The organism is Alicyclobacillus suci (genome assembly GCF_017329615.1).
In the GTDB taxonomy this organism is placed as follows: domain Bacteria; phylum Bacillota; class Bacilli; order Alicyclobacillales; family Alicyclobacillaceae; genus Alicyclobacillus; species Alicyclobacillus suci.
The window spans coordinates 46,132-65,540 of sequence record NZ_JAFMTW010000014.1; the positions used below are offsets into that span (position 1 = coordinate 46,132).

General features: G+C 53.8%; 17 protein-coding genes and 1 pseudogene. 9 read left to right on the forward strand and 9 right to left on the reverse strand.

From position 1 onward, the window contains the following. Nucleotides 1-109: 109 nt before the first annotated feature. Genes J3482_RS09285 through gluQRS form a run of 3 tightly spaced genes read right to left on the reverse strand, consistent with a single transcriptional unit; the run spans nucleotide 110 to nucleotide 3,070 of the window. Nucleotides 110-1,216 carry a Gfo/Idh/MocA family protein gene (locus J3482_RS09285; protein ID WP_206922304.1) on the reverse strand — a complete coding sequence of 369 codons (1,107 nt, stop codon included), beginning with the start codon at nucleotides 1,214-1,216 and terminating at the stop codon, nucleotides 110-112. A 32-nt stretch (nucleotides 1,217-1,248) separates the two neighbouring features. Next, a complete protein-coding gene (locus J3482_RS09290; protein ID WP_188332179.1) occupies nucleotides 1,249-2,046 on the reverse strand; it encodes an HAD family hydrolase in 798 nt (265 codons plus the stop codon). Nucleotides 2,047-2,050: 4 nt separating this feature from the next. Beyond that, on the reverse strand, nucleotides 2,051-3,070 hold the full coding sequence (gene gluQRS / locus J3482_RS09295; protein WP_206922305.1) for a tRNA glutamyl-Q(34) synthetase GluQRS: 1,020 nt from the start codon (nucleotides 3,068-3,070) through the stop codon (nucleotides 2,051-2,053). 156 nt (nucleotides 3,071-3,226) lie between these two features. Between gluQRS and J3482_RS09300 the strand changes: the two genes are divergently transcribed. Both J3482_RS09300 and J3482_RS09305 read left to right on the forward strand, forming a co-directional pair. Beyond that, nucleotides 3,227-4,204, forward strand: a complete 978-nt coding sequence (locus J3482_RS09300; RefSeq protein WP_146822276.1) for an aldo/keto reductase — start codon at nucleotides 3,227-3,229, stop codon at nucleotides 4,202-4,204. 288 nt (nucleotides 4,205-4,492) lie between these two features. Beyond that, nucleotides 4,493-5,653 carry an FTR1 family iron permease gene (locus tag J3482_RS09305; RefSeq protein ID WP_236018076.1) on the forward strand — a complete coding sequence of 387 codons (1,161 nt, stop codon included), beginning with the start codon at nucleotides 4,493-4,495 and terminating at the stop codon, nucleotides 5,651-5,653. On the opposite strand, the gene J3482_RS09310 is transcribed toward J3482_RS09305, so the two are convergent. Further along, nucleotides 5,574-6,137, reverse strand: coding sequence for a thioredoxin family protein (locus J3482_RS09310; RefSeq protein WP_206922306.1), 564 nt, complete (start codon nucleotides 6,135-6,137; stop codon nucleotides 5,574-5,576). The genes J3482_RS09305 and J3482_RS09310 overlap by 80 nt on opposite strands. A 156-nt stretch (nucleotides 6,138-6,293) precedes the next feature. Between J3482_RS09310 and J3482_RS09315 the strand changes: the two genes are divergently transcribed. From J3482_RS09315 to J3482_RS09330, 4 genes are all read left to right on the forward strand, one after another. Beyond that, nucleotides 6,294-7,643, forward strand: coding sequence for a beta propeller repeat protein (locus J3482_RS09315; protein ID WP_146822273.1), 1,350 nt, complete (start codon nucleotides 6,294-6,296; stop codon nucleotides 7,641-7,643). A 72-nt stretch (nucleotides 7,644-7,715) separates the two neighbouring features. Next, entirely contained in the window at nucleotides 7,716-7,988 is a 273-nt protein-coding gene (locus tag J3482_RS09320) for a hypothetical protein (RefSeq protein WP_236018077.1), read from the forward strand. 3 nt (nucleotides 7,989-7,991) lie between these two features. Then, nucleotides 7,992-8,381 carry a spore coat protein gene (locus J3482_RS09325; RefSeq protein ID WP_206922307.1) on the forward strand — a complete coding sequence of 130 codons (390 nt, stop codon included), beginning with the start codon at nucleotides 7,992-7,994 and terminating at the stop codon, nucleotides 8,379-8,381. Between the two features lie 12 nt (nucleotides 8,382-8,393). Continuing rightward, nucleotides 8,394-9,530, forward strand: coding sequence for a zinc-dependent alcohol dehydrogenase (locus tag J3482_RS09330; protein WP_146822271.1), 1,137 nt, complete (start codon nucleotides 8,394-8,396; stop codon nucleotides 9,528-9,530). Nucleotides 9,531-9,616: 86 nt separating this feature from the next. Here the strand turns inward: J3482_RS09330 and J3482_RS09335 are convergent, their stop codons facing one another. Continuing rightward, the gene (locus tag J3482_RS09335) at nucleotides 9,617-10,846 is read right to left on the reverse strand and encodes an MFS transporter (RefSeq protein WP_146822270.1); all 1,230 of its coding nucleotides are present in this window, start codon (nucleotides 10,844-10,846) and stop codon (nucleotides 9,617-9,619) included. Nucleotides 10,847-11,501: 655 nt separating this feature from the next. Here J3482_RS09335 and J3482_RS09340 point away from each other — a divergent pair. The 3 genes from J3482_RS09340 to J3482_RS09350 all read left to right on the forward strand — a co-directional run bounded on the left by J3482_RS09340 (nucleotide 11,502) and on the right by J3482_RS09350 (nucleotide 14,443). Then, nucleotides 11,502-11,807 (forward strand): hypothetical protein, encoded by a 306-nt coding sequence (locus tag J3482_RS09340; protein WP_146822269.1) that lies wholly within the window; start codon nucleotides 11,502-11,504, stop codon nucleotides 11,805-11,807. A 307-nt stretch (nucleotides 11,808-12,114) separates the two neighbouring features. Further along, a complete protein-coding gene (locus J3482_RS09345) occupies nucleotides 12,115-12,861 on the forward strand; it encodes a YqjF family protein (RefSeq protein WP_206922308.1) in 747 nt (248 codons plus the stop codon). Between the two features lie 46 nt (nucleotides 12,862-12,907). Further along, nucleotides 12,908-14,443 carry an FAD-dependent oxidoreductase gene (locus J3482_RS09350; RefSeq protein ID WP_206922309.1) on the forward strand — a complete coding sequence of 512 codons (1,536 nt, stop codon included), beginning with the start codon at nucleotides 12,908-12,910 and terminating at the stop codon, nucleotides 14,441-14,443. 88 nt (nucleotides 14,444-14,531) lie between these two features. On the opposite strand, the gene J3482_RS22120 is transcribed toward J3482_RS09350, so the two are convergent. The 4 genes and pseudogenes from J3482_RS22120 to J3482_RS09365 form a co-directional block, all read right to left on the reverse strand. Beyond that, the gene (locus tag J3482_RS22120; RefSeq protein ID WP_438938612.1) at nucleotides 14,532-15,377 is read right to left on the reverse strand and encodes a carbon-nitrogen hydrolase family protein; all 846 of its coding nucleotides are present in this window, start codon (nucleotides 15,375-15,377) and stop codon (nucleotides 14,532-14,534) included. 258 nt (nucleotides 15,378-15,635) lie between these two features. Continuing rightward, a pseudogene (locus tag J3482_RS22125) lies at nucleotides 15,636-16,196 on the reverse strand (GNAT family N-acetyltransferase); the annotation flags it as partial. Nucleotides 16,197-16,591: 395 nt separating this feature from the next. Continuing rightward, nucleotides 16,592-16,888, reverse strand: coding sequence for a hypothetical protein (locus tag J3482_RS09360; RefSeq protein ID WP_146822265.1), 297 nt, complete (start codon nucleotides 16,886-16,888; stop codon nucleotides 16,592-16,594). A gap of 233 nt (nucleotides 16,889-17,121) precedes the next feature. Then, the gene (locus tag J3482_RS09365; protein ID WP_236018078.1) at nucleotides 17,122-19,344 is read right to left on the reverse strand and encodes a Tex family protein; all 2,223 of its coding nucleotides are present in this window, start codon (nucleotides 19,342-19,344) and stop codon (nucleotides 17,122-17,124) included. Nucleotides 19,345-19,409 lie beyond the last annotated feature (65 nt).

Below are 19,409 nucleotides of genomic sequence, written 5' to 3' on the forward strand. Positions count from 1 at the left end.
ATCCCTCCAGATTTAGCTTTTCCTTCATGGAAATCGAGATTCATTCACAAGGAAATCGAGATGCGTGACACAAGACCGTCGTCCACAACGACATTTCACCTTAACACAGTCACGCAATAACCACGTGTTCACCTGCACGCTGCCCCGAAGCAAGAACCGCTTCGACGACAGCCTGTGCCGCCACCGCCTCGTCGAAGGTTGGAACGGGAATGTCCAATTCGATTCCTGCCATCCGCTGGGTAAAGGTGGCGAGACTCGTCGCGTGTAGATTGAGATGCGCATTGGCTGCAAATTTTGCACCCAATGGTTGAACAACGAGCGAGTGCTTGGGTGGGACGAACGTCACATCGTCGCGATAGGTATGTACTTCGACGCCACAATACGCGTCAAGTGGAATGTATACGACACCTTTTTCGCAGACAATTTCAATAAAATCCCGTTCCCGTCCATAGTGTACCCGCGAAACCTCAACAGTGCCAACCGCACCACCCTGCATCCACAATGTCGCCGATGCCCAGTCGTCGACGTCGACGACCTGCTCGCCGGACACCCCCTGACGGCGTTTGACGAACGTCTCGGTAGTCGCCGAAACGCGCGCAACCTGCCCGAGCAGCATATGTATCGTGTCAAACAGGTGGATTCCTAAATCGATGGTGGCACCGCCACCCGAAGCGCTGTTCTCGAGACGCCAAGACATAGCGCGCTCGGGGTTTAAATAACCGCCGTGCATGAGCTCCGCTCGAAAGGTCAGGGGGCGGCCGAGAGCGCCGGACGAAATCCAATCTCGCGCCTCGATGACGGCTGGATGAAAGCGATAAATGAGTGCAACCTGATTGGTAAGACCCGCGCTGTTGACGAGCGCCGCGAGCCGTTTTGTCTCCGCAAGCGTATGGCTCACTGGCTTCTCACAATAAATGCCCCACTGAGCCTTGACAGCTTGTTCAATCGCTGCGGTATGGGCAATATTCGGGGAGGCGATATCGATAGCGTCGATATCCCTGTCCGCAAGCGCCGACAAATCATCTGTAACGCACGCAAACGTCTTTTTCGCCAGGTGCGCACTCACGCTGTCAATGCGGCGCACAACGGCCGTATCCCACACGGCCGCTGGTGCTGGAACTGCCGCGGCGACGTTTAACTGGCTCGCCAACACGTGAACGCGCCCGATGTATCCATAACCGTGTAACGCAAAGCGAACCGCATTCTCATTTCGCATCATGCCTGCCCCCCGTTTCCAGTGCCCACCTCTTAGGACACCTGCTCATCGACGAAAAACGCTTCAAGCCACCGCGCGACGCCGTCCTCGTAGGACGCATGCGTGCGCGTGTCCGCATAGGCAAACAAATCCGGATTCGCGTCGGCGACGGCCACGCCAATCCCTGCCTGAGTTAACATCGACGCGTCGTTCATCTCGTTGCCAAAGGCGATGATATGCCCGCGGTCAATCCCAATCCCATCCGCCAACAGTGCAATCGCCTGTCCTTTTGAGATCCCTTTCGCGTTGATATCGACAGTCCGGTCGTCTGTACGCGTAAACTCGACTTCTTCGTCTGAAAACGCAGCGGTCAATCTCGCAAGTACCTGTTCCATCACACCGTCCTGCATGAGCACCGTCAGTTTATAGACTGCTTCGTCCCCAATCTCGTCCACCACGCGCGCCGGCCACGCAAAACGCGTGCGGATGGTTTCGTCCCCCGACCGCAACAACAAACGCTCGTCATCTGTCGTCACCGTCACCACCGTGGGCAACCCGACAAGTGCCTGCTCAAGCCTTTTGGCAATCGACGCGTCAATCCGTTGATGCCTAAGTATTTGCCCATCCTGCCGCCCAATCCACGCGCCATTGGATGCCACCACATAGCACGGCACACCAAGAAACTGGGCCACGTGCTCCATATGGTCCCAGTGCCGGCCACTGGCCAAGACAATCACGTGTCCCGCCTCGTGAATCCGTGCAAACGCCGCACGCGCTCGCGCGCTCGGATACCCATTTGCATGCAACAACGTCCCATCCAGGTCCGTGCTAATCAGCCATCTCGTTGCCATGTTGTCATCCTGCCTCCTCATTTACGCCCACATCATTTACGCCCACATCATTTACGCCCACATCTCGCAAGTGAAGAACCCGTGCAGATGTCGGATCTAATCGAACAGGGTGTTTAGGTACTTTCGCTATCTCAAACCGGTCCGTCAAATTATCTAGAGAAATCGGCTGACATGTATCGCAAAAACCAGCCAAATAACCAATCACGCCTAAAATCTCCTCAGCCGCTACACCAGCCTCGCGCATCGCCCGCAGCGTAATGGAGCGATTTCGCTTCGCCAACCGCTGACCCATGACATCCAAGACAATCGGCACATGTGCGAACGTGGGTATCGGCTTGCCGAGGGCATTGTACAACGCAATCTGACGTGGTGTGGAAGACAATAAATCCATCCCGCGCAACACGTCCGTCACACCCATCTCAGCGTCGTCAACCACCACCGCGAGCTGGTAAGCAAACACACCGTCAGCGCGGCGAACGATAAAATCTCCGCCCGTCGCCATATCCACTCGCTGAATGCCAGCAACCGCATCAACAAAGGAGGTTTCCCCGTCCGGCACGCGAAATCGTAGCGCCGGATGCTTGTGTACCGCCAATTCGGCCTGTTGTGCTGGCGTCAAATCGCGGCAAGTCCCCGGATATCGCGGCTCATCCGCAAACAATCCGTGTGGTGCAGACGCGACCTGCGCCAATTGCGCGCGGCTACAAAAACACGGATACAGCCGCCCAAGCGCCTCTAAATGCAACAGTGCTTTTTCATACAGCGAAAGCCGTTCTTGCTGACAATACGGCCCATAGGGCCCATCGACGTCGGGCCCCTCATCCCAATCCAAACCAAGCCAGCGCAAATCTGCTAAGGCTTGTTGCACATATTCCCGTTTCGATCTCGCCCCATCGATGTCCTCAACCCGCAACACGAACGCGCCATAGGCAGATCTCATCTGTAACCAAGACAATACCGCTGTAAACGCGTTTCCTATGTGCAACTCGCCCGTCGGGCTAGGTGCAAACCGGCCCCGTCGCACGTCTGAAGCCCCCTTACACCTTCACGTTCTCCTTTTTTCAGGGTAACGCAAAGCGCGTGAGAATGCGAGATGGCGGACGTGCCGGAACGTTTGGTGTTGCCGGAGGATTACGGTACACTAATCTCGAGATGAATCGTAGAAAGGGGACATCTGGCTGTGAAATATAACTACTTAGGTCGCAGTGGTCTCAAAGTCTCGGCACTTGGCCTTGGCACCAACTCGTTCGGCGGCCGTGCGGACGAAGCGACGTCCATCCGCATTCTCAACGAAGCGATTGAACACGGTATCAACTTCATCGACACCGCCAACATCTATACCAACACGGCTTCCGAGACCATCATCGGCAAGGCGCTCGCTGGCGGCAAGCGCAAAGATGTCGTCCTCGCCACGAAAGTCGGCATGCCCCGTGGGGAAGCGCCGAACGCGGGCGGGTCGTCACGGAGAGAGATTATGGAACAAATCGACGAGAGCCTTCGACGCCTGCAAACTGATTATATAGATCTCTACCAGATACATACCCTCGATGCGAAAACGCCGCTCGACGAGACGCTGCGCGCCTTAGATGATCTCGTTCGCGCTGGCAAAGTTCGCTACATTGGCGCTTCCAACTACCAAGCTTGGGAGTTGATGAAGGCGCTCAGCATCAGCGAACGCGAACACCTCAGCCGCTACGTGGCGATTCAGCCGTGCTATTCGCTAGCAGATAGAACCGTAGAAGTGGAGTTAGAACCACTCTGCCTTTCGGAAGGTATCGGCATTATCCCGTATTTCCCGCTCGCTGGTGGCATTCTGACTGGCAAATACGCTGGTGGCCAGACACCTAGCGGATCGAGAATAGAAAAAGAACCTCACTTCAAACAGCGCCTCGACGAACAGCGAATTGCACTCGGCGACGCGGTTCAGTCCCTGGCGCAAGAACTGGGGACGACCGCCGGGGCCTTATCTATCGCTTGGCTGATGCATCGCCCGTCTGTCTCGACCGTCATCGTCGGCGCTTCGCGTCCGGAGCAAGTCGCTGACAACGCAGTGAGCACACAAATTGAACTATCTGCCGAGACACTGCAGCGCCTGGACGAGTTGAGCGAACCATTCAAATACACGCGCCCATTCGCTGTATTCCGCCCCTTAGCTTAACGCACCAGAACATCAACCGAAGCACATGTCGATTACGCCCCGACGCTATCTTGCCGTCGGGGCGTAATGGTTATCTCCCCATTGCAAAGGGTCGAAAAGCAAACCAATCCAGCGCAATAGACCCAGCGCAACAAACGAAATTCCCAAACCCATACGTGATAAATTAGCGCGCACTAACTATTGCACTTCGAAAGCCCTAACGTTAGAATAGGCGATGCAAACATGACCTGATTAGTCAGGATTCATACAAACGGAATCATTCTATTATCCAACCTAGGGGGAACCACCATGGTACATACCGTCCAAAAAACCCTCGGCATACGCAGGCTGCTGGTCTTGGCTGCAGCGGTGATTGTCGTCGGTGTCCTGGTCTGGCAAGGTGTCACAGCGAATGGCAATCCAGACCCAACGAACAAGCACCTCAGTCATGGCGCGGCCATTGTCGACACAGGCATCCTCGTATTCCGAGAGGGCCTGGAAACGATTCTCGTCCTGTCCGCCATCACGGCGAGTCTCATCCGCACGCGACAGGTCTACTGGCGGCCCATTTCAAGCGGTGCCGGTCTCGCATTTGCCGCGACTATCGTCACTTGGTTTGTCGTCGTCGGCATTATCTCATTAGTCGGCCAAACCACCCCAGAGTTGGACATTCAGGCTGGCACTGGACTGCTCGCGATTATTGTGCTGCTGATTGTCATGAACTGGTTTTTCCATAGAATTTATTGGACCGGTTGGATCTCGATGCACAACCGCAAAAAGAAAGAGATTATCACGACGCTGGAGTCTTCCTCGGAAGCTGGGTCCGACGCGTCCGCGCTGGAAACCGCGAAGTCGGTCGCCTATAAAGGACTGCTCGTCCTTGGCTTTACTTCCGTCTATCGTGAAGGCTTTGAAGTGGATTTATTCCTTCAGAGCACACGGATGCAACTCGGGTCTGGCGTAGTCGTCATCGGCGCAGCGATTGGCCTGTTCTTGTCGCTCATCGTCGCTGTGCTCACATTCCTCGCGCACCGCAAGTTGCCATACAAAAAATGTTGGTTCTCACGGGTGTCATGCTGGGCGTCGTTCTGCTCGTCATGGTGGGCGAACAAATCCAAGAGATGCAACTGGCTGGTTGGATGGGCACCACCACCATTCCAGTACACATTCCCGATTGGGTGGGGCTCTGGTTCTGCGTATTCAATAATGTCCAGGGCATTATCGCGCAGATTATCGCCGCACTGTTTGTCATCGGTTCCTACTTTGGCGCACAGTACGCTCGCGTTTGGAAACCTCGTCGACAACATGCCAAAAACGCCGCGGCGTAAGTCGCGTATTCGGAAAAAGCGGAGGAGGCCAATAGCCCCTCCGCTTTTTGTGTCCCCATGTACTACAAAGCTTTCAGAATGTCCGCGATTTCCTCGACAATTAACTTCTGATACGCCGTATCCGTGCCATAGCGCCGCATAATTTCTTGGCGCGTCACCTGCAACTTCTCTTGGTAATCTGGTGCATCCCGGTTCGGATTTTCCGCCTTGAACGCAACCATCGGCTCCTGTACATAGGTTGGGCGTGGTCCCCAGCGCCCGACGACATCACCGCGTGCATCGACAAACAAGACAACGGGTATTGAACGTCCACCCATGGTCAGAAACTGATCTATTGTTTCCAAATGCTCTTCCATAATCAGCACTTCCGTTGGGATATGGGCTGTTTCCATCAAGCGAAATACGACAGGCACATTGCGGACGACATCGCCGCACCAGTCTGCAGCAATCACCACGCACCGCAAGCCATTGTTATTGTAGTTTTCAAAAAATGAACGCAACGTTTCATCCGGCCAAGCAAATTTTCGGTACCAATCCCGGAATTGCTCCTGGTTCTTGGTCATCCCCGCCACAAACGCCTTCGGAGAGATGCCCTGCCCTGTCTTCTCAGCGAGATTTATCGCCATTTTTCCTCACCTCTTACTTTATTGTACCAGTGTGCACACCGCATTCAACAAACGTTTCATCCGCCTGCTGCACGATGCATGAGCCGTCAAAACGAGGAAAACCTAATGAGCAGTTATGCGACAAACCAACAACTGGTTGAGATAGGAGGCCATAACATGAGACTGCCTCGCACCTTGGCGTCTTTGCTCACGTTCACTATGATTATCGGACTGACAGGGTGTTCCGTAACAAGTAACAACGACACTGGTCAACCAGGAACCGGCCGGGGCAAAGCGGATTCACTGGGGACGTTCACCGGTGATCCTCGAACGTCATTAAAAGCTACACCGGCCGATACAGCCGGCCTCGTTCACCAAAAGCCAACCGATGCCAGCCTTCCTGCTACCGTATCCCTGGCAGCGCTCCAAAAAAGTAACACATTCTACAACATGGAGATGTTTGATGGAAATGTCGGCTATCGCTGGGGATATCTGCACGGCAATTTTGCCCTTGAACGAACAGAGAACGCCGGGGTAAACTGGTACTCCATCGCGTTGCCAAGAACCTTACCACTTGCGCAGTTAAATAAAGGTACCGGTGCGGTGGAGAATCCGACCGTGCAAGTGACAGGTGAAAATTCAATTTACGTATTCGCAGTCACCGGATCGACGCTCCTCAACTTGCATACAAACGATGCGGGGCATCATTGGACACAAACCTCCCTGCCTTTGCCCACGAGCGGTCTGCAACTGGAAAGCGTGAACTTGTTAGGCGACCAAGACGGGTTCATTTTGTTGAGGGGACAAGGCAAGGCGTCCGCCATTCACCAACTCTATCGTCTGCAAAACAACGCGACGACCGCAGTCGCACTACATGTTTCCGGCAATGGGAAAGATGCCGGCCTTCCTGCAAGCGCACAAGCCGTCGTTCACTTTACCAATCCACAAGACGGTTGGTTGGTCGCTGTCACGACGGACGGGAACGTGCACTTGTACGATTCGCACAACGGAGGCAACACCTGGACTGCATCGACGTTCCACACCCCCCCTGGACTCACGGGCTTCAAGGCTGTTCGCGTGTACGAACCATCGCGGTTGGAACAAGAGGGGAACTTTCTCGTCCGGTATGCTAGGCCAACGAACAAAGGTACACAATATCATCTTGTTATGTTCCGCTCCGTCAACGGCGGCAACAAATTTACAACGCGTGTCGAAGACCCGCTATTTGACGCCGTCTCCGACTACATGGGCAATCCCGTCTCGTTCCTGAACCAGGACTATGCGTTCGCCATCAATGACCAACGACTCGTCGCTTCGTGGGACGGTGGCATGACATGGCGCACCATTCACTCGTCGTCCCTGGAGACCACGCTAAACGCATACCCACGTGTGCTAGCGACGGACTTCGAATCAGACACGTTAGGTTACTTGCTGCTTCAAACCGCAAATTATCAGCGCACGGCATTTGTCAAAGTGACGTTGAACGGGACGAGTTCGTGGGCAAATGCACAGGTCGTCAGTCACTAACGACGGCGCTGACGATTTGCATCAAAAGGCGAGAAGTCAACCCTGAAATCAACTTTGAAGGAGGAACGCTTCATGCCACAACCACCACTCACCATCCATGAAGCCATGGAAGTACACGAGTTGCTAAACTTCGAGACGATTTGCGCGATGAAAGCAAAGGGCATGGAGGGTCTCGTCACAGATAGAGCGCTCAAAGCAGTGATGGAACAATTCTTACAACAGTCCGTTCAGGCAATTGCGGAATTGCAACCACTCTTAGCGGGGTTACCACTATCAGGTAACCACCCTCCTTCCATGCTCCAACAGACGCCGATGCCCCCAACGCAAAATGCGGAGGTGAAATGAAGCATGGCAAACATGGATACCAACATGGATACCAAGAAAGTCGACTTAGACATCGAACGTTTTAGCAATTTGATACCGCTCGCCAATCAATCTGCAGCGCTTGAATGTCTACTCACCATCAAAAGTGGGGTTCGCAACTACGCCATCGCACTGACCGAATGTGCCACGCCTGAAGTTCGAACCACCGTTCGCAACCAATTGAACGCCCTGCTCGATATGCACGAAAAGCTCAGTGAACTGATGATTCGCAAGGGTTGGCTACAACCGCACAACCCCGCACAACAGTTTCAAATGGACATTCAAACAGCACAGATAACGCAATCTATTTGTAAATTGCCACTCTTCCGCGACCGGACGCCGATTCTCGAAACATTCGATACTCCACAACACTGAGGAGAGACCATGATGAAGGCAGTAACGTATCAAGGCATGAAACATGTACAAGTGAAAGAAGTCCCTGATCCCAAAATTGAAAAACCAGACGACATGATTATTCGCGTCACCAGTTCTGCTATCTGTGGATCAGATTTACACCTCATCCATGGCATGATTCCTGGGCTACCGAAAAACTACGTCATTGGCCACGAACCGATGGGGATTGTCGAAGAGGTTGGCCCAGAGGTCACAAAATTAAAGAAAGGCGACAGAGTCATCATCCCGTTTAACGTCGCTTGCGGCGAATGCTTTTACTGCACGCACCACCTGGAAAGCCAATGCGAACGCGCAAACCCATATGAGGACACCGGCGGCTTCTTCGGCTATTCCCATACCACGGGTGGCTATGCCGGCGGGCAAGCGGAATATCTGCGCGTCCCCTTTGCCAATTTCACATCGTTTCGCCTCCCCGACGACTGCGAACTCGAGGACGAACGACTCGCACTCATCGCGGACGCCATGACGACTGCCTACTGGAGCGCTGATAACGCAGGAATTCAGGACGGGGACACTGTCATCGTGCTCGGATGCGGACCCGTCGGCCTGCTTACCCAAAAGTTCGCCTGGCTAAAGGGCGCCAAGCGCGTAATTGCCGTCGACTACCTCAACTACCGACTAGAACACGCAAAACGCACGAACAACGTGGAAATCGTCAACTTTGAGCAACAAAAAAGTACCGGTGCCTACCTCAATGAACTGACGAAGGGCGGTGCCGATGTCGTGATTGACTGCGTGGGAATGGACGGAAAAATGACGCCAGTCGAGATGATAGAGACCGCGTTGAAACTGCAAGGAGGAACCCTTTCAGCCATCGAAATCGCGACAGAAGCTGTACGGCGCGGCGGTACGATTCAGGTGACGGGCGTGTATGGCATGCGCTACAACGGATTTCCGCTCGGGCATATCATGAACCGCAACGTAAACTTACGCACCGGTCAAGCCCCGGTTGTCCACTACATGCCGTACATGTACGAGCTGATAAGCTCTGGGAAGGTTGATCCCGGTGACATCATCACACACAAATTACCACTGGAGCAGGCGCACCACGGTTACGAGATCTTCGATTCGAAAAGCGACGGATGCATTAAAGTAATTCTCAAGCCATAACCTTCCGGCATGGCACTGACGCACGATGGACAGTGCCATGCCGGACTCTATTATTAGAAAACCTTTGTGCATATGCCAGAGGGCGTTTACGGATTATCCGCCAGCGTTTCCAGCGCACTATCTCGCCTCATCCATAACCAACAGCTTAAACTTACCAACGTGACGACCACGGCCATCCCACCAATCACTATCGACGGCCTCCCCCCAAGCAAGATTGACGCATTACCGGCGACAAATCCACCGAGCGGTACCGAAACCGAGATCACCGCAGCGCGGATGCCGAAGACGGCACCTCGAACTCGCGTGGGAACTGTTCGTTGAATGATAGCGCGGAACATCGGTGGCACCATGCCGAAGACTGTGCCACCTAAGAAGGTCGGGATAGCGATGTCAAACAACTGACCACGCGCAAAAAAGTACGAACTCATACACAGGCCAAACATCCCGATAAGCCATAGTGGCCAAGATGGATGGCGCAGTCTTCGACCTTGCCAACTATAAAAGCAAGCGGCAATCCCCATCCCCAATGCCTGCAGACCAATGAGCATCCCGAGACGCGTAACCGGTTGGAAAAACTGCCGTTGAACCATCGTCGGAAGGGCTATATCGATGACACCGTAGGCAAAGTTGAGTACAAACGCCAACGCAGTGACCACAAGGACAACTCGATGGGCGAAGAGATACTTTGCCCCCATCTGCAACGACTGCCACCAAGCGCCATATGGCGCCTTCGCCCGAGTCTCGGTCAGGAGCGTAGGAACCTTTAAGCAGTGAATGGCCAAAGCAGCGGCAACAAACGTCCAGGCGTCCACGAGTAATGCCGCTGGTGAACCGACAACGGTAATCAGCCAACTCCCCACCAGCGGGCCGGCGAATACCCCCGCCTGAAATACAAGTTCCCCCATCCCGTTCGCACGTTCCAATTGGTCGTCGGCGACAAGCACAGGGACAAACACCATCCATGCGAGTTCAGTGAATGGCGCGATGAGGCCGGCCATCAGGAGTAAACAAAGCCATATCCAGACCGGCGACACAAACATCACACAAACCGCGAGAGCGGTCCAGATGATAGCTAACGTCAAACTGGCGAAGACAGCCAAACGCTTCACCGGAAATCTATCAAATAGTGCACCGGCGATGCAATTTGCACCCGCGACACAAACACCATACCCGAACGACAGAACAGAAGCCCATTCAATACCATTTGGGCGCGACAACACGGCCCAAGTACAAGCCATCCACCCGGCTTGATTCCCCAGTTCCGACACACCGTCGGCAAGGACGAGTTGCCAGAACCATCGCGATAGTCGAACCATCTTCACTTTTCACCTCGTGTGGCGCCCCCACTGGGACGCAATCCGCGAGAATCGCCAACGCCTTTCGACCATAACGAAGAGCGATTCCTGCTTATTTTTTAACCGTGAGGACGACCCACGAGGCATTAACCTGGCAACACGTTTGCTACAATGTTTGGCACCATGGCTCACTCCATAAATTCAATACACTCATTATACGTAGTATTCCAATGATGCCAACGAAAAGTTGCGTGACTGCCATGTCTGTCGTGCGCCAGGGCTTGTCCGCCAAAGGAGCACCTGACCGGTGCTCCATCGTCATTAGTAAGCTGCTGTGCCTGCACCGCCAAATGCTGGTACAAGCAAGAAGAACAAGACGAAGATAATCAGAAACACAACTGCCCACTGTGTGTAACCGCCAAAAACACCGTACATGATATGACCTCCTCAAGTGAAGATGGTGTATCTTACGCAGAAAGGTCATATGCGGATGGGCGAACACCACAAATTCATGGAATCTGTGCACGTGCCCGGCTTTCACGGCGTGTCCAAAATACCCGAAGTTTCAACGAAGATTACGTTATCAACGTAGGGAAAGTGCGGCACGATAAAAAGGAATCTGACGGTTCATGTCAAATTCCCAGTCAAACACGTGTCGATAAGGATGATTTACTGGATGGATACCCGCTTGCTCGAAGTGCATTTGGTACAGGAAGAAAATAAAATCGAGTTGCGCATGGCCTATGCCAATCTGCCAAACATTCGCGCCATCATCGAAACAAACAAGGGATTTGCGTTACAGCCGCCTGTCAATGGCGCCACGGGCCAGACCTTCGACGAATTGGCGCCAACAGACGAAGTCGCGCAAATGGTGCGTATCGTCCGGGGTACGTATGAAGACTCCATCGACGGTGCAGATGCGTTAATCGAGCAAATCCGCGCCCGCTACTCGGAAGACGAGTTGGAGATTTATTTGATTTAATGCGTCATCACTGCTCCATGCATGATATTCCATGCAAGGCCGCTCCTGGTTGCACATCAGCAGTCATTCCCGCCTTGCGATGGGTTGCAATGAATCAACCAGGAATCGGCTTTGTAATTCCGGAGTCGGTACCATGCAGGTGGCTTGTTTGCCAACCACCGACCAATGTCAGTGCCCCCTGCGACGAAAGCGGTGCAAATCGAAACTTTGCCGATGCCATGTTTGCGAATTCGTTCACGCCAAGTATTTACTCAAGTTTAACGAATGTCTGGGCACCTTAGAGATAGTGCGCTAGGAGGGTCAAGACATGCAACATTCGTCCGAAACACACCGCCAATACGACTTACCAGACAGGCCATGGTTCCTGCACCAGACGTGGGAGAACGTCCTATTTGCACACTGGCCGGTCAAAAAGGACGTTCTGGAACCTTTCATCCCCCGCAACCTGCAATTGGACACCTATCATGACTCCGCTTGGATTAGCCTATTGTCGTTCTTCGTGGACAATCTGCATCCCCGCGCGCATCCCCGCGCGATGGTGCCGTTTCCGGGCATCCGCGCATTTCCGGAGGTGAACCTGCGAACCTATGTCACGCGTTTTGACCGACCAGGCGTATGGTTTTTTAGTCTCGACGCAGGCAACGCCCTCGCCGTCGCGTTGGCACGACGTTTTTTCCGGCTCCCGTACTACCGCGCTAAAGTTCACTTCGAGCGCGGTAGTACGGGAGCCCACGTATCGCTGACGCGCTGTCACCCTAAACACCCCCCCTATCAACTGGACGTAAACTACAGAGCCACCTCCGACGTATTTGAATCACAGAAAGGTTCCCTGACATCGTGGCTGACCGATAGGTACTGCCTGTTCACAACCGCTCACGGCCGTCTCTATCGAGGCGATATTCACCACCGCCCTTTTGCGTTACAGGAGGCAGAAGCCACTTTTCGCACCAATACCCTTATAACTTCTTTGTGCGAGTCTCCTCTAACCCCGCCACGCCTACACTATACCCAGCAACAGCACGTCCATATTTGGCCTTTGGTGATAGACGAGTAAATCGCGTCATCACACACAACATCCAACAACCCAAGGAGGCAAATCGATGAAGGCGCATCACAGCACAAACGCACTACCAGAAGAGTCCAAACCATTTTGGCGAGAAGGCGTCGAGATGCCAACGTTCAGTCCACTTGACGAAGATATCCACGTCGATGTTGCGATTGTAGGCGGTGGCATCACAGGCGTCACAGCCGCGTACCTGCTCATAAGAGAGGGGGTCAGCGTCGCACTATTGGAAGCGGACAGGCTCCTTTGTGGATCCACCGGCCACACCACCGCGAAACTCACCGCGCAGCACAACTTATTTTACGACGAACTCATCTCGCATGGGGGACTTGACAAGGCCCAACGTTACTACGAGTCAAACCAACGAGCCATTGACTTTGTCCAATCCACTGCAACAGAGCTTAATGTGGATTGCGAATTTCAATTTGAAGACGCGTACGTTTTCGCGACGACAGCAAAGTCTGCGCAAAGAATCGAAAAGGAATATCAAGCCTACCAGAAACTTCAAATCCCTGGTGACATCACCGACACCATCCCGCTTCATATCCCTATCCACAACGCTATCCGAATGTCCCATCAAGCCCAATTTCACCCGTTAAAATTTCTCGCGGCACTCGTTCATGAAATTCAGGAAAAAGGTGCGCGTATTTTCGAACAAACGGTCGCAGTCGACGTGACATACGACAACGCTCCAGCCATCATCACGAGAACTGGACATCGAGTTACTGCGCGAAAAATTCTAGCCTGCTCCCACTATCCGTTCTATAGCGGCCAAGGTTACTATTTCGCACGGATGTACGCTGAACGCGCATATGTTCTCGCAGCCAAGACAAAAACAGACTACCCCGCGGGCATGTATATTTGTGCGGAAAGCCCGGCGAGATCGCTGCGAAGTGCCCGTGTACATGGTGAACCGGTGGTACTCATTACCGGCGATGGACACCGGACAGGACAAGGACCGGATACGTTCACACACTATAAAAACCTACAGGCATTTGGTGAACAGGTCTTCGGCGCGATGGATATCCTCTACCGCTGGTCAAATCAAGATCTCTACACACTCGACAAAATCCCATACATCGGTGAAATTGCAAACGTCCATCCGAACGTGCTCGTGGCCACTGGGTACAAGAAGTGGGGCATGTCGTCCGGTATTGTCGCAGCGCATATTCTGCGCGATTTAGCGCTCGGCCGTGACAACCCATACGCAGATTTGTATCATCCTGGCAGGTTTTACGCGGACCCGAGTCTGCGCAAGTTTCTTATGCACAATGGCACCGTGACAGCCCATTTAATCAAAGGGAAACTACAAATTCCCGCGCACCATCCAGATGACCTCGTGGTCGGTGAAGGGTCGGTCGTTACGTACAACGGACACCGCGCTGGTGCGTACAAAGACGAGCAAGGAACCATTTATCTCGTCGATACCACCTGTACCCACATGGGCTGTGAAGTCAACTGGAACCACGCCGAGCGCACTTGGGATTGCCCCTGCCATGGATCCCGCTTTACCTACACTGGAGACGTCGTCCAGGGCCCGGCAAAGAAACCGCTCGAACGACTCGACGAGTAATCGTCTACACATAAAATGCCTGATTCGGCGGTGGACACCTTCGTGCCACGCCGCCGGAATCAGGCAAAAAGACAATGTGCCATCCGCGTCACTCAAACTTTAAACCTTTCAGCTCCACCCGGTACAAGTCGCGCCGGCGGTCGCGCAATTGTCGCACGGAACCAGAGTTGCGCGAGCGCCGCAAAATCTCCAAATCGACGTCGCCCACCACGACTGTGTCAATGTTCGCATCACACTCACCGACAATGCCGTCACGCGCAAATGCGAAGTCTGATGGCGCAAAGATGCCTGACTGCGCGTACTGAATGTCCATATTCTCCACGTGTGTCAGATTGCCCACCGTCCCCGCAATCACCGTGTACACCTGGTTCTCTACCGCTCTTGCCTGTGCGCAGTAACGCACGCGCAGATACCCTTGTCGGTCATCGGTACAAAACGGAATGAAGATGATATTGGCACCTTTGTCGACCGCAATCCTCGCCAACTCGGGAAATTCGATATCATAGCAGATTTGAATCGCGATTTTTCCACAATCCGTATCGAAGACATGAATCTCATTGCCTTCCGCGATGCCCCACCATTTGCGTTCATTCGGCGTCGCGTGAATTTTGTACTGCTTCTCGATGGTGCCGTCGCGTCGGAATAAATAGGCGACGTTATAGATGTCCCCATCCTCCTCGACGAAGTGCGAACCGCCGATAATGTTCACGTTATACCGCACGGCCAGTTCTGTGAACAAGTCAATATATTGCTCTGTGTACGTCGCAAGTCGGCGCACCGCTTGGTCAGGCCGTTTCTCTTCGAGAAACGACATCAATTGCGTGGTGAAGATCTCTGGGAAACAGACGAAATCTGATCCGAAATCGGCCGCCACGTTGACGTAGTACTCCACCTGCGTGTAAAACTCGTCAAACGAATCAATCTTCTTCATCATATATTGCACGGCACAAATGCGAACCGGAAACGCCGCGCGATAAACCCGCCGCGATTTCGGACGGTAGTCAATGTTGTTCCACTCCATCAACGTCGCAAACGCACCTGACGCCTTGTCGTCCGGGAGGTACTGGGTGTTAATGCGTTTGACCGAAAAGCCCTCTAAAATTTGAAAGGAGAGGACGGGGTCGTAAATGTTGTGTTTCTCGACTTCCTGCACATACTCCCGCGGTGTCATCTGTGACTTGTAGAGGTGGTAATTCGGAATTCTGCCACCAATGATGATGCTTCGCAAATTGAGCTCGCGAGCCAATTCCTTGCGCGCCTCATACAACCGATGGCCAATTTTCATCCGACGGTATTGCGGGTCAACCATGACCTCTACGCCATACAGATTGAAGCCGTCGGGATCGTGATTGCGAATATAGCCATTGTCGGTAATCACGTTCCACGTGTGCTCATCGTCGTACTCGTCAAAATTGACGATAAGACTGGAGCAAGAACCGACAATTTTGCCTTCAAACTCCACGCAGAACTGACCTTCCGGGAAGATCCGGATATGGCTTTCCAACTGCGCCCGCTTCCACGGCTCCATGTTGGGAAAGCACCGTTTTCCGAGGGCGATGATTTCATCGATATCCTCCAAACGCGTGTTGCGCAGCACAATCTTCCGCTCATGTTTGGACGTGTCCAACTCAGACATGAAGTCATCCTCCTGCCGGTCTCGATGTGCGGTCCGGTTCCCTCCGAATCCATTGTATTGACAGAGGACCACCACAATTCGCGTGCGGCGCAGTCCCCTCATCCACACTAGCTTCATGGGTCAATTTGTCCTGTTTTACCAGGATGTAAACCAGAACCTTACACCTATTTTACGGGTATCCAACCGAAATTCCGAGCACTCACGCGTGGAAATGTATTCCGCACAGGGCGTAGGTGACCCGTGTGGCGCGAAGGCGAACCTGGCACGGGGACTGGCGCGGGGAGCAGGCACGCAAGGTAACATTTCTGCGCTATTTCCAGATTTGTGACGATTTCAGTGGCGTTAAGGCACGAAAAATACCCTAGCGAGTCGCGACGGTTCGCAACAATCCCAACCGCCCCCCGCGACGACCCGCCGACCACTTCGCACCCTTCGATCCCGCCGTTACCGCGCAACGACTACATGCACAGCCCCTTGTCACCCTAGTTGACCTAGTGCAACCTCAAATACACTCAATTGTCGAATGCGCGAACATCGTAGTTTTCCTTGTGCTTACCCTGCAACGCGTTGTTGATATCGCGCTCAATGCTGGCGTCGATGCCCGTGATTTTGCTGCGGTAGTACCGTCGGCCAGCTTCGTAGACCTTCTCGCGCAACGTATCGTTGTTTGGCTCCTGCTCGATGCGCCTCAGTAACGATAGATATTCCCTGCTCGCGTTGTCGACGCGCATCATCATCTTGTAACCAAACCAGCAGAGTGCCAGAATGATGAGAATCGAAATCACCCAATACAGACCCTTTAACAGCATGTTACGTCATCTCCTCTTTTTCTTTCGCCAGGCGCTCAGGTAGAAACTTGGCTTTGTACCCCTTCTATCTGTATCACTTCTATCTGTATCACTTCTATCTGTATCACTTCTATCTGTATCACTTCTATCTGTATCACTTCTATCTGTATCACTTCTATCAGCATCGCCACAGGCGCTACGAACAAAACATCGCGCACACGCCAAATCTATCACGAACGTGCGCCGCATGCGCGTCAGTCGTGCGTACTTCGCATCGAGAGGCCAAGGCGGCCTTTTTGGACATCGATTTGAATGACGCGAACTTGCACGACATCACCGACCGAGACGACGTCCATCGGATGTTTGACGTAGTGATCGGCCAATTGTGAAATGTGCACCAATCCGTCGTTTTTGACACCCACGTCGACGAAGGCACCAAAATCGACCACGTTGCGAACGGTTCCGGTCAGCAGCATGCCCACTTGTAAGTCCTCGAGCTTGAGGACATCTGTGCGCAAAATCGGGGGTGGAATGTCCTCGCGTGGATCCCGCCCTGGCCGCTCCAACGCGTCCAAAATGTCGCGCAACGTGGGTTCCCCGAAACCTGTCTCGCGACTGAGTGCTGCCAGAGGCACCGCGCGCACCTCGGCCAGCCACGCGGCACGCGCTTTGGCGTCGCGCAGCACCCCCTTATCAAGCTGCCATTTGCCAAGCAATGTGGTGACCACCGAATAAGACTCTGGGTGAATGGGTGTCGCATCGAGTAGTTCGTCGCCATCGGCAATCCGTAGAAAACCGACGCATTGCTCTAGCGTCTTCGGGCCAAGGCGAGGTACTTTGGCGAGTTGAGCGCGCGTGGCAAAGCGCCCGTTTTGCTCACGATACTCGACAATATTGCGCGCGACCGTCTTATTCAAGCCAGCCACATAGGATAGCAGGCTTGGCGATGCGGTATTGACGTCGACGCCGACGTGGTTGACGGCAGTCTCGACGACGGCCGATAACTCTTCGTCCAGCTTCTTTTGACTCACGTCGTGCTGATATTGGCCGACGCCAACCGACTTCGGATCAATCTTCACCAGTTCCGCCAACGGGTCTTGTACGCGGCGAGCGATAGAGATGGCACTCCGCTCCGAAACGTCGAGATCTGGAAACTCTTCACCAGCGAGCTTTGAGGCGGAATACACGCTAGCGCCCGCCTCCGATACGATGAGATAGGGCACCTCGACGCCGCTGAGTTCCTTCAGGCGCCGAACGCAATCTGCAATAAATGCCTCCGTCTCGCGCGACGCCGTTCCATTGCCAATGGCGATAAGCCTCACCTCATGCTTGCGGATGAGCGCCAACACGCACTCACGCGCCTCCTCTACCCGGTTTTGCGGCGGTGTCGGATAAATCACCGCCACCTCCAACAGCTTGCCTGTGTCGCTTATCACGGCCAATTTGCAGCCCGTGCGATAGGCCGGATCAACCCCGAGCACCACCCGGTTTCGGATAGGCGGCTGCAACAGGAGATTGCGCAGGTTCTCACCAAATATCGAAATGGCATGATCTTCAGCTTTGGCCGTCAACTCGCTCCGAATGTCGCGCTCAATGGCCGGTGCGATAAGCCGCTTATATGCGTCCGTTACAGCTGCTTGTAACAGCGTCCCTACGTACGCCGTCGCCAGGCGGCGAGGAATATGTACGCGGCACAAGTACTCGATAATCTGCTCGTGCGGCGCTTGAACGGACACACGCAACACTTGCTCGCGCTCGCCGCGGTTCATCGCCAACACGCGGTGCGGCATTGCATGTTGAATTGGCTCGCGAAACTCGTAATACGCCTCATACACGCTCTCGACGTCCGGGTCAATCGCGACGCTTTGCAGAGCTCCGCGGGCGAATGTCGTATCCCGCACCCATTTGCGCGAAGTTGGATGGTCCGCCACAGCCTCCGCGAAAATATCGCACGCGCCCTGAATCGCATCATCAACCGTCGCGACATTACCATCTTCAGACACGAATTGTGCGGCGAATGTACGCACGCCTCCTTCGTCCTCCTGCCACCGCTCTTCCGCCTGCAACCACTCGGCCAATGGCAACAGCCCGCGTTCTTTGGCAATAGACGCGCGCGTCTTTCGCTTGGGGCGATACGGACGGTAAATATCCTCAACCTCTGTCAGTGACGAGGCATTGACCACCGCATTGACAAGCTCCTTCGCCTTCTGCTCATCGGCCAATGCGCCATGCTCGTCCAGCAGGCGAACGACGTCCTGTTTGCGTTCAAACAGATTCTTTTCTGATTCGTATCGGTTCGCGATATCCCGCAGCTGATTTTCGTCGAGTTCCCCTGTCATCTCTTTGCGATAGCGCGCGATGAATGGAATCGTGTTGCCTTCATCCATCAGGCGGATAGCCGCCCGCACTTGCACCGCTGCAATGGAAAGGCTACTTGAAATCTCTTTGATATAATCCGGCGTGGATAGCTCGAACAAGTGAATGACTCCTTTGATGCTGTAAAATGGACCATGACTGTATTCAGTTTCCCTGCGAGCAAAGC